The organism is Pseudomonas sp. Z1-14 (assembly GCF_051132005.1).
Lineage (GTDB): Bacteria > Pseudomonadota > Gammaproteobacteria > Pseudomonadales > Pseudomonadaceae > Aquipseudomonas.
Genome location: NZ_CP071646.1, coordinates 4,571,342 through 4,583,662 on the forward strand (window position 1 = coordinate 4,571,342; position 12,321 = coordinate 4,583,662).

At 61.5% G+C, this 12,321-nt stretch carries 15 protein-coding genes; 8 read left to right on the forward strand and 7 right to left on the reverse strand.

Annotated features, from left to right (window positions below; genetic code table 11):
* Positions 1-47: 47 nt before the first annotated feature.
* The 5 genes from mtnC to aroC are packed head-to-tail and all read right to left on the reverse strand — an operon-like array spanning position 48 to position 4,188.
* Positions 48-731, reverse strand: a complete 684-nt coding sequence (mtnC, locus tag J3P89_RS21030; RefSeq protein ID WP_434695543.1) for an acireductone synthase — start codon at positions 729-731, stop codon at positions 48-50.
* Between the two features lie 4 nt (positions 732-735).
* Complete coding sequence (locus J3P89_RS21035; protein ID WP_434695544.1) at positions 736-1,281, reverse strand: 1,2-dihydroxy-3-keto-5-methylthiopentene dioxygenase; 546 nt, start codon at positions 1,279-1,281, stop codon at positions 736-738.
* Positions 1,282-1,299: 18 nt separating this feature from the next.
* Complete coding sequence (locus J3P89_RS21040; protein WP_434695545.1) at positions 1,300-1,920, reverse strand: methylthioribulose 1-phosphate dehydratase; 621 nt, start codon at positions 1,918-1,920, stop codon at positions 1,300-1,302.
* Positions 1,917-3,062 (reverse strand): MFS transporter, encoded by a 1,146-nt coding sequence (locus J3P89_RS21045; RefSeq protein WP_434695546.1) that lies wholly within the window; start codon positions 3,060-3,062, stop codon positions 1,917-1,919. The genes J3P89_RS21040 and J3P89_RS21045 overlap by 4 nt, the downstream gene beginning before the upstream one ends.
* A 34-nt stretch (positions 3,063-3,096) precedes the next feature.
* Positions 3,097-4,188: a chorismate synthase gene (aroC, locus tag J3P89_RS21050; protein ID WP_434625315.1), complete on the reverse strand. Its 1,092-nt coding sequence runs from the start codon at positions 4,186-4,188 to the stop codon at positions 3,097-3,099.
* Between the two features lie 129 nt (positions 4,189-4,317).
* Between aroC and J3P89_RS21055 the strand changes: the two genes are divergently transcribed.
* Both J3P89_RS21055 and J3P89_RS21060 read left to right on the forward strand, forming a co-directional pair.
* Positions 4,318-5,283 carry an alpha/beta hydrolase gene (locus tag J3P89_RS21055; protein WP_434695547.1) on the forward strand — a complete coding sequence of 322 codons (966 nt, stop codon included), beginning with the start codon at positions 4,318-4,320 and terminating at the stop codon, positions 5,281-5,283.
* A gap of 118 nt (positions 5,284-5,401) precedes the next feature.
* Positions 5,402-6,190: a hypothetical protein gene (locus J3P89_RS21060; protein WP_434569433.1), complete on the forward strand. Its 789-nt coding sequence runs from the start codon at positions 5,402-5,404 to the stop codon at positions 6,188-6,190.
* 168 nt (positions 6,191-6,358) lie between these two features.
* Here J3P89_RS21060 and prmB read toward each other — a convergent pair whose 3' ends face one another.
* Complete coding sequence (prmB, locus tag J3P89_RS21065; RefSeq protein WP_434653292.1) at positions 6,359-7,267, reverse strand: 50S ribosomal protein L3 N(5)-glutamine methyltransferase; 909 nt, start codon at positions 7,265-7,267, stop codon at positions 6,359-6,361.
* Positions 7,268-7,520: 253 nt separating this feature from the next.
* Between prmB and J3P89_RS21070 the strand changes: the two genes are divergently transcribed.
* The 5 genes from J3P89_RS21070 (at position 7,521) to J3P89_RS21090 (ending at position 10,291) form a co-directional block, all read left to right on the forward strand.
* Positions 7,521-8,111: a cysteine hydrolase family protein gene (locus tag J3P89_RS21070; protein WP_434625321.1), complete on the forward strand. Its 591-nt coding sequence runs from the start codon at positions 7,521-7,523 to the stop codon at positions 8,109-8,111.
* Positions 8,112-8,240: 129 nt separating this feature from the next.
* A complete protein-coding gene (locus tag J3P89_RS21075) occupies positions 8,241-8,561 on the forward strand; it encodes a hypothetical protein (RefSeq protein ID WP_434653294.1) in 321 nt (106 codons plus the stop codon).
* A 74-nt stretch (positions 8,562-8,635) separates the two neighbouring features.
* Entirely contained in the window at positions 8,636-9,193 is a 558-nt protein-coding gene (locus J3P89_RS21080) for a Smr/MutS family protein (RefSeq protein WP_434603147.1), read from the forward strand.
* Between the two features lie 77 nt (positions 9,194-9,270).
* Positions 9,271-9,816 carry a GTP cyclohydrolase I FolE gene (gene folE, locus J3P89_RS21085; RefSeq protein ID WP_305496142.1) on the forward strand — a complete coding sequence of 182 codons (546 nt, stop codon included), beginning with the start codon at positions 9,271-9,273 and terminating at the stop codon, positions 9,814-9,816.
* Positions 9,817-9,919: 103 nt separating this feature from the next.
* A complete protein-coding gene (locus J3P89_RS21090) occupies positions 9,920-10,291 on the forward strand; it encodes a glutaredoxin family protein (protein WP_434695548.1) in 372 nt (123 codons plus the stop codon).
* A 143-nt stretch (positions 10,292-10,434) separates the two neighbouring features.
* Here J3P89_RS21090 and J3P89_RS21095 read toward each other — a convergent pair whose 3' ends face one another.
* Positions 10,435-11,601, reverse strand: a complete 1,167-nt coding sequence (locus J3P89_RS21095) for a PLP-dependent aminotransferase family protein (RefSeq protein WP_434569437.1) — start codon at positions 11,599-11,601, stop codon at positions 10,435-10,437.
* 81 nt (positions 11,602-11,682) lie between these two features.
* Between J3P89_RS21095 and J3P89_RS21100 the strand changes: the two genes are divergently transcribed.
* Positions 11,683-12,120 carry a MarR family winged helix-turn-helix transcriptional regulator gene (locus J3P89_RS21100; protein ID WP_434695549.1) on the forward strand — a complete coding sequence of 146 codons (438 nt, stop codon included), beginning with the start codon at positions 11,683-11,685 and terminating at the stop codon, positions 12,118-12,120.
* The last annotated feature ends 201 nt before the right edge of the window (positions 12,121-12,321 follow it).

Here is a 12,321-nt window from a genome sequence, read left to right on the forward strand (position 1 = left end):
GAACCCAGCGGTTCCATGGCCTGATTTTTTCAGCAGCGAGAAGGCGTTCAGAAGCGCGAAGGTTCGATCTGCGCAAAGCTTTCAACGGCCGTGTGGCCGGCCAGATCACCGCCCTCGCGCGCCAATCCACAGGTTGCCATTCCGGCATTCCTGGCCGCGTCCAGTTCCTCGACGATATCCGACAGAAACAGGATTTCCTGCGGCGCGATCCCCATCGCCTCGCTGATTCGCCGATACGACTGCGCGTCCCGCTTGGCTCCCGACGTGGTGTCGAAATAACCGCTGAACAACGGCGACAGGTCGCCAGCCTCTGAACAGCCAAAAATCAGCTTCTGTGCCTGGATCGACCCCGAGGAATAGACAAACAACCGGTAACCTTGCTGATACCAGGCTTCGAGCGCCTGCGCCGCGTCCGGATAAACGTGCCCTTTCAACTGGCCGGCCGTGTATCCCTGCTCCCAGACCATACCCTGCAGCGCCTTGAGAGGCGTGGCCTTGCGGTCCTCGGCAATCCAGCCCAGCAGGATCGCGATGACCCGTTCGACGTCTGCGTCCGGCTCGGCACTGTCGCGGCGCACGGCGTCCAGTTGCTCCGCGACGTCGGCACGCCCGGCGTTGTGCCGGACAAAATCCGGCAGGTGTCGGGCGGCATAGGGAAACAGCACGTCGAATACAAAACTGACGGCGCTGGTAGTGCCTTCAATGTCGGTGAGGATGGCCTTGATCGTCACGGGCTCAGTCCTCCAGGAGCGGGAAACGGCTGGCGATTTCATCACCGGTGAACTTGGCGACCCAGCCTTCCGGGTTATTGAACAGCCGAATGGCGACGAAATGTGGGTGTTCGCCCATGTCGAACCAATGCGGCGTACCGGCGGGCACCGAGATCAGATCGTTCTTTTCGCACAGTACCGCATAGACGTAGTCGTCGATGTGCAAGGTAAACAAGCCACGACCGGCGACAAAAAAGCGGACTTCGTCCTCGCCGTGACGGTGTTCATCCAGAAACTTGGCGCGCAGTTCGGCTTTTTGCGGGTGGTCGCTGTTGAGGCTGATGACATCCACCGTGACATAGCCGCGCTCGGTCATGAGCTTGTCGATCTGGCTCCGGTAGGCGCCAATCACTTCCTCCTGGCTGGCGCCGGGCTGGATCTTGGTCGCAGCCTCCCAACGATCGAAGCGCACGCCTTTTTCGGCGAGGGTCGCGGCGATGTCTTCTAAATGGGTCAGGACCTTGTTCGGAATCTCGGGACTTGAAACGTGATAGACGGACAGGCTGCTCATGGTCATGGCTCCAGCAATTTAACGGTTCAGGAGTGTGCGAGTCTTGAGCTCGCATTCGAACAGGAACTCGAACGCCTCGATTTGCCGCAGCGCATCGTTCATGCCCGGCCCCCAGGTGTACAGGCCGTGCCCACGGATCAGATAACCGACGCAATCGGGGTGCGCGTCGAGCCAGGGCTGAACCTTGGCGGCGAGGCGCGCGATGTCCTGGTCGTTGTCGAAAATCGGCACGCGAACCTGGGACTCATGGGTCGTGACTCCGCTGAAGGCCTTTTGCAGCTCGTAGTCCTCGAAGTCGATGAAGTCTGCGCCGGTCAAGCGCGAGAGCACCGTGGCATTCACCGAATGGGTGTGCAGCACCGCGCCGATCTGCGGCCGCCAGCGATACAGTTGCGTGTGCAACAGGGTTTCCGCAGACGGTTTCTTGCCCGGCTCCAGGCTGTTGCCGTCCAGGTCGGTGGCGAGCACATCGTCGGCGCCCAGTTGCCCCTTGTGTTTGCCGGAAACGGTAAGCAGGGCCTGGTCGGAAGACAACCGGGTCGAATAATTGCTGCTGGTGGCCGGGGACCAGCCGCGACCATACAGAAAACGCCCGGCGTCGATGATTTCCCGGGTGAGTTGTTCACGGGTAAGGCTCATGGCCTGTCCTCTTGCATGCGTGTGGCAATGATAACGGCTGCAGCGAAGGCTGCGAGACTGGCGATGTTGAAAGTCCAACCGGCGCCCAGGGCATTCCAGCTGTAGCCGGAATACAACGCGCCCAACGCCCCGCCGGTGCCGGCCAGCGCGGCGTACAGCGCCTGCCCCTGACCTTGCTGGCGTGAACCGAAGCTACGTTGCACGAAATGGATGGCAGCGGCGTGAAAGCTGCCAAAGGTCGCTGCGTGCAGGACCTGGGCAAGCAACAGCACCCAGAGAAACTCCGCCAACGACCCCAGTAGCAACCAGCGCAGCGCCGCCAGCAGGAAACTGGCCATCAACACCCGGCGCACGGAAAACCGCGCCAGGATCCGGCTCATCAGCAGGAAAACCAGCACTTCCGCAACCACGCCGACGGCCCAGAGCATGCCGATCAATCCGCGGCTGTAGCCCAGGCGTTCCAGGTGCAACGTCAGGAAGGTGTAATACGGCCCATGGCTCAGTTGCATCAGGCCGACGCAGGCATAAAACGCCAGCACGCCCGGATTGCGCAACTGCCGCAGGAAACCGTCCCCGGCCACCCGCGCCCCCTGAACGGGCTGGGCGTTGGGCACCCAGAAACTGCTGAGCACGATGCCACCCATGATCAACGCCAGCGCCACGGGATAGATGTCCAGGCTCAACCATTCGAACAACCGACCGAGCGCGACCACGGTGATGATGAAGCCGATGGAGCCCCACAGGCGGATCTGGCTGTAGCGCGCAGCCTGCCCGCTCAAGTGGGCCAGGGTGATGACTTCGAATTGCGGCAGCACCGCGTGCCAGAAGAACGCATGCAGCGCCATGACCATCGCCAGCCAGGCGTAGCTTCTGTCGATGAAGATCAGTGAGAAACTGAGCAGCGTACAGATCGCGCCAAACCGCACGATTGCCAGGCGCCGGCCGGTGTAGTCACCCAGCCAGCCCCAGAGGTTCGGCGCGACGCAACGCATCAGCATGGGAATCGCCACCAGCTCGCCGATGCGCGCGGCGTTGAACCCGAGGTGATCGAAATACAGCGCCAGGAACGGCGCGGTCGAACCGAGCAACGCAAAGTAAAACAGATAGAAGCTGGAAAGCCGCCAGTACGGCACTGCCGCCATGGTGGTCAGGCCACGGCGGTCGGCAGGCCAGCCATCAAAGCTGACCCAACACCGGCGTGCCGACCCGAACGTCGGCGTTCTGTCCGCGATGACGCAACAGGTGGTCCATCAGCACGATCGCCATCATCGCCTCGGCAATCGGCGTTGCGCGAATGCCCACGCAAGGGTCGTGGCGGCCCTTGGTGATGACATCCACCGGGTTGCCGTGGATGTCGATCGAGCGTCCCGGCGTGGTGATGCTGGACGTCGGCTTCAACGCCAGGTGGGCAACAATCGGCTGGCCCGAAGAGATGCCGCCAAGGATGCCGCCGGCGTTGTTGCTCAGAAATCCCTCGGGAGTCAACTCGTCGCGGTGTTCGGTGCCACGCTGGGCGACACAGGCGAAACCGGCGCCGATCTCCACGCCCTTGACTGCGTTGATGCTCATCAGCGCGTGCGCCAGTTCGGCGTCGAGACGGTCGAAGATCGGCTCGCCCAGGCCAGGCATCACGCCTTCGGCGACCACGGTGATTTTCGCGCCGACCGAATCCTGGTCCCGACGCAACTGGTCCATGTAGGCTTCAAGCTCGGGGACTTTGTCCGGGTCGGGGCTGAAAAAGGCGTTCTGCTCCACCGAATCCCAGGTCTTGAACGGGATTTCGATCGGGCCCAGCTGGCTCATGTAGCCACGGATGACGATGCCCTGGCTGGCCAGGTACTTCTTGGCGATTGCCCCGGCCGCTACGCGCATGGCGGTTTCCCGGGCCGAACTGCGACCGCCGCCACGGTAGTCGCGCTCGCCGTATTTGTGATGGTAGGTGTAGTCGGCGTGGGCCGGGCGGAACAGGTCCTTGATGGCCGAGTAGTCCTTGGACTTCTGGTCGGTGTTGCGAATCAGCAGGCCGATGGCGCAACCGGTGGTGCGACCTTCGAACACTCCAGAGAGGATTTCGACTTCATCGGCTTCCTGGCGCTGGGTGGTGTGGCGGCTGGTGCCGGGCTTGCGGCGATCAAGGTCACGCTGCAGGTCCTCCAGGGAAATCTCCAGGCCCGGCGGGCAGCCATCGACAATGGCGACCAACGCCGGGCCATGGCTTTCGCCCGCGGTGGTGACGGTGAACAGCTTGCCGTAGGTATTGCCGGACATGCAGGGTGCTCCGTGGAATCGCTGAAAAATCGAGATGGGCGCCAGTATACGCAGGCTCCCCGAGTAGTTCATCCTCGAACCTTATCGGTGCGCGCCAGTCCAACCGGCACCTTCGCAACTAATGGCGTCATGATGTTAAAACTGTTTGCCTTGAGTCTCGCCCTCTTGACTGGCCTGGTTTGCGGCCAGGCCCAGGCCACCGTCCTGCAACGTCCCATCAGCCTCGACACCGGCAACGGTGAACTTTTCGGCTCGCTGCTGTTGCCCAAGTCCGACACACCGGTGCCCGTTGTCCTGATCATTTCCGGGTCAGGTCCTACGGATCGTGACGGAAACAACCCCGAGGGCGGGCGCAACGACAGCCTCAAGCGCCTGGCCTGGGTACTCGCCAGGCACCACATCGCCAGCGTCCGCTACGACAAGCGCGGCGTGGCCGCCAGCCTTGCCGCCACACCAGACGAGCGCAACCTCAGCGTCGAGGCCTACGTCGCCGATGCCGTGGCCTGGAGCCACAAGCTCGCCGCCGATCCGCGACTGGGCCCGTTGATCCTGCTGGGCCACAGCGAAGGCGCGCTGATCGCCAGCCTCGCCGCGCCCCAGGCCAACGCTGCGGCAGTGATTTCGGTGTCCGGCAGTGCACGGCCGATCGACCAGGTGCTACGGCAACAACTGAGCAGCCGCTTGCCACCGGCGCTGATGTTGCGCAGCAACGAGTTACTCGACAGCCTCAAGGCCGGGCGCCCCGACGCAGACGTTCCTGCGCAGTTGCAGGTGATTTTCCGTCCCAGTGTGCAGCCTTACCTGATCTCGTTGTTCCGCCAGGACCCGGCCCAAGCCTTCGCGGCATTGAAGATGCCGGCGCTGATCATCCAGGGCAGCCATGACATCCAGGTCAGCGTCGAGGATGCCAGGCAGCTGAAAGCCGCCAAGCCTGACGCACAATTGGCCCTGATCGAGGGCATGAACCATGTGATGCGCATTGTGCCCAACGACGTGAAGCGGCAACTGGCGTCCTATAAAGACCCCAATCTGCCCCTGGCGGCTGAACTGGGTGTGCAGATCCTGCGCTTTATCGGCTCGATCGGTTCCCGTTGAGCGGACTTGATCGCCATACCGGCCAATTGCCCTCCAGTCCTGGCGAAAACGGCCGATAAACCGACGTCGGGCAGCGCAATGGCTGTCGACAAGCCGGCCTGGACAGGATTTTGCCGTTATGACTGAGACTCAAACTTCTCCCGACACCGTCGCCGAACCAGCCGCCGCGCCTGCGGTGGAGCAGCCTTGGGCGGATGTGCAGGCCGAGCAGCATAAAATGCTCCGGCTGGCCCCGCTCAAGACCGATCGCGCCACCGGTGTGCGGCCCTTGCGCTTTGTCGAGTTCAGCTACGCCGAGCGTCACAGCAAGGAGCGCAGTTTGCTGCGCATGAGCATCAAGTTGCCGGGCCAACGGGTGCGCAAGGAACAGAACCATCTGGACGTCTGGGCCGACCACGTCGAGAAACGTCTGTCTTTCTCCCCTGACAACTTGCAAGTCGAGCCTTTGAATCGTGGGCTCGGACGCTTTCTCGCCGCTCAGGGCATCACCTGGGCGAAGAAGCGCTGGTCGAGCTATCGGGTGGACGGCAGCGACCTGAACAACAAGGACGCGCTGAACGAAGACACGCGCCTGCGCCGCGATCACTTCCTCAAGGCCCACGGCTTCGAGGTGGTCTACGCCGACGCCCAGCATCTCAAGGGCAGCGTCAAGGCCGCCCAGGTTGGCGACCTGGTGGGCGACTGGAACACCGAGAAGCTGCAGTTCGTCGAGATTCTCGAAGCCGCGCAGATGCTGCAACAAGCCGAGCAGAACCTGGCGGAGCAGGAAGTCAAACTCAAGAAGCAGGAAGAGAAGGTCAACAAGTTCAAGCGCGAAGACACCGGCTTGCGCTTTACCATCACTTGCCTGGTGGCGTTTGCGATGTTCCAGGCGGGATTGCTGATCTGGATTGCGACGCGGCATTGAATCCAAGCTCGCGCCCACAGGGACTGCGGCGACCGTGGCGAGGGAGCTTGCTCCCGCTCGGCTGCGCAGCAGTCGTAAACCTGGCGACTCCTATCTCAAACCTTTGAAGCGGGGGCTGCTGCGCAGCCCAGCGGGAGCAAGCTCCCTCGCCACAAAGGCAGCCCAGCGTCAAACCCTTGAGGCAAACAACGCCTGGTGCTCACGGCACTGTCCGGCGCTGAGCATGAACACGCCATGCCCGCCGCGTTCGAAGTCCAGCCAGGCGAAGTCGACTTCCGGGTACAGTGCCTCGACATGCACCTGGCTGTTGCCCACTTCGACAATCAAAAGGCCCTTCTCGGTCAGATGGTCGGCCGCCTCGGCCAGCATCCGGCGAACCAGGTTCAAGCCGTCATCGCCACAGGCCAGGCCCAACTCAGGTTCGTGCTGGTATTCCTGGGGCATGTCGGCGAAATCCTCCGCGTCGACGTAAGGCGGGTTCGACACGATCAGGTCGAAACGTTGCCCCGGCAAGCCATCGAAACCATCGCCCTGGACTGTGAACACCCGCTCATCGACGCCATGGCGCTCGATATTCTGATTGGCCACCTCCAGCGCTTCGAACGACAGGTCGGCCAGCACCACTTCGGCCTCCGGGAATTCATAGGCACAGGCGATCCCGATGCAGCCGGAACCGGTGCACAGGTCTAGGATCCGCGCAGGCTCCTGGCCCAGCCAGGGTTCGAAGCGTTTTTCAATCAGCTCGCCGATGGGCGAACGCGGGATGAGCACGCGTTCGTCGACGATGAAAGACATTCCGCAGAACCACGCTTCACCGAGCAGGTAGGCAGTCGGAATGCGCTCGGCAATACGTCGGCGCAGCAGGCGCTGTACATGCACCAGTTCTTCGTCTTCGAGACGGCAATCTAGATAGCTGTCGGCAATTTCCCAAGGCAAATGCAGCGCGCCCAACACCAGTTGGCGAGCCTCATCCCAGGCATTGTCGGTGCCATGGCCAAAGAACAGATCCTCGCCATGGAAACGGCTGACGGCCCAACGAATATGGTCGCGCAGGGTACGAAGGCGGGAAGTGATCACAGCGGCAAACTCCAGGAAAATCGACGGGCGAGTCTACCAGCCAAACCCGCCCTCCCCCAAACACCCCCTGCGAGAAACGAAAAACTCCGATCCAGCCGTAGGATCTTTCCATTTTTTGCACCGCACGTTGAATTAGATGGCGATCTTGACAAGGCTGTAGGCCAGCAACGACGGCCCTTGCGATGGAAGCGATTCACAGAACCGCTCAGCCGGAGGAGAATGTCGCAAAAGCCCCACTCGAAGGAGCCCCAGAATGTCCGTTCCAAAAACGATGTTTCAACTCAGCGGCCGCGGTTATGCAGCGGCCAACCTGAGTCAAGCGACGCTGATCATCATCGATGCCCAGAAAGAGTATCTCGCCGGCCCCCTGGCCCTCAGCGGCATGGATGCGGCGGTCGCGAACATCAAGCAACTGCTCGGCGCAGCCCGCACCGCCGGCCGGCCGATCGTGCATGTACGCCACCTCGGTACCCACGGCGGGCTGTTCGATCCACAGGGCGAACGGGGGGAATTCATTCCAGGCCTTGAGCCGCGGGACGACGAAACCATTATCGAAAAACTCTTGCCGAGCGCTTTCCACGGCACCGAACTGAAGAAGCGCCTGGAAGATTTCGGCCCACTGGACCTGATCGTCTGCGGTTTCATGAGCCATTCCAGCGTCAGCACCACCGTGCGCGCCGCGAAGAATCTGGGTTTCCGCTGCACCCTGGTCGAAGATGCCTGCGCCACCCGTGATCTGCCGCACAAGGGCGGCGTGCTGAGCGCCGAACACGTCCACCAGACTGAAATGGCGATCATGGCGGACAACTTCGCCACCCTGGCCATGACCCGCGACTTCATCTGACAGCGCTGATGAGCGGCTGGTTGCGCCGCTCATCCGCAAAAACGTCTCATTTGCTGCAATTGTCCCGGCTTCAGGAACAACCCGAACATCTTCCGGTCGAAGGGCCGATACCCATTGAGGAAGGTCGGAATGAAGTTATCCGATGGTTTTGACGCACGTCGCTTGCGGCCCAAGGGCCCGAGCAACTGGCGATTTCGTATCGGCGCGGGGATCGCGGCGCTGCTGGCAACGCTCGGTGTGCTGCTGGCGATGGCCGGCGCCGCCAGCCTGCTCGGCCGTCCGCCCGCGCTGGGCGAGTTGAACGCCACCCCGTTCGGCTCGGCGATCATCCTGGCAATCGGTCTGTTGGTTCTGCTGTTGGGCATCTGGCTCTGGCGCCGTTGCCGCCGTCGCGCCCGCCAATCCCTGGAGCTGGCCATGGCTCCCCATCTGATGAAAAAACACGACTGATCCGCCATCCGACGTTTTGTCGCGCCCTATCCCAGCGGAGTTGGGTAAACTGGCCGGCCTTCGCGGAGGCTGACATGCAAGACGACGACTTTTCCCTGTTCAAAAGTGCGATCCAGGGCGTAAAACCGATCAAACACGATCGCGCCGAAACCGGCAAGCCAAAGGCCGATCGCGCGCAGATCGCCAAGTTGCGCCAGGCCGCCACCGTGCGCACCGATGCAACAACCGTGGATGGCTTGTCCGATCAGTTCGTCATCGACGTCGGTCCTGAAGACGAGTTGATGTGGGCGCGCGACGGGGTCCAGGAAAGCCAGATGCGCAAGCTGAAGGTCGGTCAGATCCCCTTCGAAGGCAGCCTCGACCTGCACGGCATGACTGTCGAAAAGGCCCGGGAAACCCTCTGGGCCTTCCTCGCCGAAGCCACCCGATTCGAAATCCGCTGCGTGCGCGTCACCCACGGCAAGGCGGTGCGGCTGGACGGCAAGCGACCGATGATCAAGAGCCACGTCAACACCTGGCTGCGCCAGCACCCGCAAGTGCTCGGCTTCACCTCCTGCCAGGCCAGGCACGGCGGCGCCGGGGCGGTCTACGTGATGCTCAAGCGCACCATGATGGAAGGTCGCGACGAGTAACCCTCGATTGCCGAGCTTGCAGCGCCGTGTCCGCCACCGTACCCTTGCCCTTTGCGTAAAATCCCACAGGTAGTTTCATGTCTCTGGAACAGAATTACACCGCGATCCTCGGGCAACTCGGCGAGGACGTTTCCCGCGAGGGCCTGCTCGACACGCCCAAGCGCGCTGCCAAGGCCATGCAGTACCTTTGCCGCGGTTATGAACAGACCCTGGAAGAAGTCACCAACGGTGCCTTGTTCAGCTCCGACAACAGCGAAATGGTGCTGGTCAAGGACATCGAGTTGTACTCGCTGTGCGAGCACCACCTGTTGCCTTTCATCGGCAAGGCCCATGTGGCCTACATCCCGAGTGGCAAGGTGCTGGGCCTGTCGAAAGTCGCGCGTATCGTCGATATGTATGCGCGTCGCCTGCAGATCCAGGAAAACCTCAGCCGCCAGATCGCCGATGCGGTCCAGCAGGTGACGGGGGCCATGGGCGTGGCAGTGGTGATCGAAGCCAAGCACATGTGCATGATGATGCGCGGTGTGGAAAAACAGAATTCTTCGATGATCACGTCGGTGATGCTCGGTGAGTTCCGTGAAAACGCGGCGACTCGCATGGAATTCCTCAGCCTGATCAAGTAACGCGATGCATCAAGAAAACCGGCATTGATCGCCGGTTTTTTTTCGCCTGGCAAAAATCAGGTAAGCTGCGCGCCCTCTTCTTCCCTGCTTCGAGGCTTGCACCGTGATCGTCAAAGCGCTTCGAGTTGGTCTGGGCCAGCTCATCATCTTCATCGATTTCATCACTCGCCCCGGCAAGAAAAAGCGCTCGGCCGAGGCCCAGGCGCAAGTCGACCAGGCGGCCCGCAGCCTGACGCTTTATCAGTTCCATGCCTGCCCGTTCTGCGTGAAGACCCGCCGCGCCCTGCACCGCCTCAACGTGCCCGTGGCGCTGCGCGATGCGAAAAACAACGAGCAGGATCGCCAGACGCTGCTCGAACAGGGCGGCCGGATCAAGGTGCCTTGCCTGCGCATTGAAGAGAATGGCGAGACCATTTGGATGTATGAGTCCAAGGTGATTATTGATTATCTGGACAAGCGGTTTTCGGCGGTCTGAGGGTTTGTGCTGGGGTTGATGGCCCTTTCGCGAGCAGGCTCGCTCCCACAGGAGGCCGGTGTTGATTACAAGTTTGCAATCACCCAGAGATCCATGTGGGAGCGAGCCTGCTTGCGAAGAGGCCGGTCGATCCAACCCAAGCCTCAAGCCGCCTCGGCAGCCAAAGCCCCCCGCACCACCCCCGCCAGTCGCCTGAGCCCTTCATCCAGCCGCGCCGGATCGATATGGCTGAAATTCAACCGCAAGTGCCCGGGATGCTTGTCCGGCTCGGGAAAAAACGGCTCTCCCGGCATGAACGCCACGTCCTCCGCCAGGGCTGCGGCAAGCAAGGTCCGGGTATCCAGCGGTTGTTTGAGGGTCAGCCAGAAAAACAGCCCGCCCTGGGGCACGTTCCAGTCAGCGATGTCGGCGAAATGCTTTTGCAGCGCGGCCTGGAACCTGTCGCGGCGATCCCGGTAGAAATCCCTCAATTCACTCAAATGGCTGCGGTACTGCTCGGTGCCGATCCATTGCAACGCCTGCCACTGGCCGATGCGATTGGTGTGCAGGTCCGCTGACTGCTTGAGCCGTAGCAGATGCGGGAACAGGTCCGGGCTGGCAATCAGATACCCCACCCGCAGCCCAGGTAGCAGCGTCTTCGACACCGTGCCGGTGTAGATCCAGCTGGCCTTTTTCAAACGGCTGGCAATTGGCGTGGCGCTGCCGCCATCGAAGGTCAGTTCGCGATAGGGCTCGTCCTCCACCAGCGTCACGCCGAACTCGTCCAGCAGTGCCGCGACCGCATCGCGCTTGGCCTCGCTGTAGCGTACCGCCGAAGGGTTCTGGAACGTTGGGATCAGGTAGATGAACGCCGGTCGATGCTGCTGCAGCCGGGCCCGCAATTGCTCAAGGTCCGGGCCATCCGCTTCAAGGGGCACGGTGATGCAATTGGCGCCGAACAACTGGAAAATCTGTAAAGCCGCCAGGTAGGTCGGCGCTTCGAGCAGGATCTCGGTGCCGACGTCAATGTGCAGTTTTGCCGCCAGATCGAGGGTTTGCTGGGAACCGCTCACGACCAATACCTGACCGGCCTCACAAGCCAGGCCCAACGATCGCGCCTGCGCTGCCAGCGCTTCACGCAAGGCCGGCTCACCTTCGCTCATGCCGTATTGGCCCATGGACAGCGGCATGTCCTCCCACTGCACCTTCGGCAGCATGGCTTCGGCCGGCAGGCCGCCGGCAAACGACATCACTTCCGGGCGCTGCGCCGCGGCGAGAATTTCCCGGATCAAAGAACTTTTGAGGCGCGAGACACGTTCGGAAAAAGCCATGGGGTCACCTGTAGCGAGGCGTTGGAAAAATGAGTCAAACTGTTTGACCGAAATTACCCCGCCGCCTCTGGAAACGTCAATATGCTTGACCTTAAAAATCCGACCTCCCAACAAATGGCCATGGAAGCGTTCTTCTTCGGTTACCAGGCGTTCACCGCCAAAGCCGATGAAATGCTTGAGCGCCGGGGCTTGAGCCGCGTCCATCAGCGCATCGTTTTTTTCATCGCCCGTTATCCATCATTGAGTGTGAAGGAGCTGCTGGCGCTGCTTGGCGTGAGCAAACAGGCATTGAATATGCCGCTGCGGCAATTGATGGAAATGCATTTGGTGAACAGCGTTGCTTCCGAGGCCGACAAGCGCAAGCGGCTGCTGGAACTGACCGCCGAGGGCGCGCGCTTTGAACAGGCGTTACGGCGCGAGCAGGTGAAATTGCTTGAACGGGTGTTTGCCGAGGCGGGTGAAGCGGCGGTGGATGGGTGGCTGGCGGTGAATCTGGGGTTGGGGAAATCCACTGACTAGGGAACTCGTTTAGCCATGCGACCCCTTCGCGAGCAGGCTCGCTCCCACAGTGATCTCGTTGAACACGGCATTTGTGTTCGACAAGGCTCCCCATGTGGGAGCGAGCCTGCTCGCGAAGGCGTCTTCAAGAACGATATATCCCTATGTACAGATATTTCGTCAACAAAACAGAAAACATTATTTGCTTTATTTGTATACAAA

Excerpts from the sequence above, each read along its gene's own strand:
- J3P89_RS21035 (WP_434695544.1), bottom strand. The coding sequence starts at position 1,281 with ATGAGCAGCCTGTCCGTCTATCACGTTTCAAGTCCCGAGATTCCGAAC.
- J3P89_RS21040 (WP_434695545.1), bottom strand. The coding sequence starts at position 1,920 with ATGAGCCTTACCCGTGAACAACTCACCCGGGAAATCATCGACGCCGGG.
- J3P89_RS21045 (WP_434695546.1), bottom strand. The coding sequence starts at position 3,062 with ATGGCGGCAGTGCCGTACTGGCGGCTTTCCAGCTTCTATCTGTTTTAC.
- aroC (WP_434625315.1), bottom strand. The coding sequence starts at position 4,188 with ATGTCCGGCAATACCTACGGCAAGCTGTTCACCGTCACCACCGCGGGC.
- J3P89_RS21055 (WP_434695547.1), top strand. The coding sequence starts at position 4,318 with ATGATGTTAAAACTGTTTGCCTTGAGTCTCGCCCTCTTGACTGGCCTG.
- J3P89_RS21060 (WP_434569433.1), top strand. The coding sequence starts at position 5,402 with ATGACTGAGACTCAAACTTCTCCCGACACCGTCGCCGAACCAGCCGCC.
- J3P89_RS21070 (WP_434625321.1), top strand. The coding sequence starts at position 7,521 with ATGTCCGTTCCAAAAACGATGTTTCAACTCAGCGGCCGCGGTTATGCA.
- J3P89_RS21075 (WP_434653294.1), top strand. The coding sequence starts at position 8,241 with ATGAAGTTATCCGATGGTTTTGACGCACGTCGCTTGCGGCCCAAGGGC.
- J3P89_RS21080 (WP_434603147.1), top strand. The coding sequence starts at position 8,636 with ATGCAAGACGACGACTTTTCCCTGTTCAAAAGTGCGATCCAGGGCGTA.
- folE (WP_305496142.1), top strand. The coding sequence starts at position 9,271 with ATGTCTCTGGAACAGAATTACACCGCGATCCTCGGGCAACTCGGCGAG.
- J3P89_RS21095 (WP_434569437.1), bottom strand. The coding sequence starts at position 11,601 with ATGGCTTTTTCCGAACGTGTCTCGCGCCTCAAAAGTTCTTTGATCCGG.
- J3P89_RS21100 (WP_434695549.1), top strand. The coding sequence starts at position 11,683 with ATGCTTGACCTTAAAAATCCGACCTCCCAACAAATGGCCATGGAAGCG.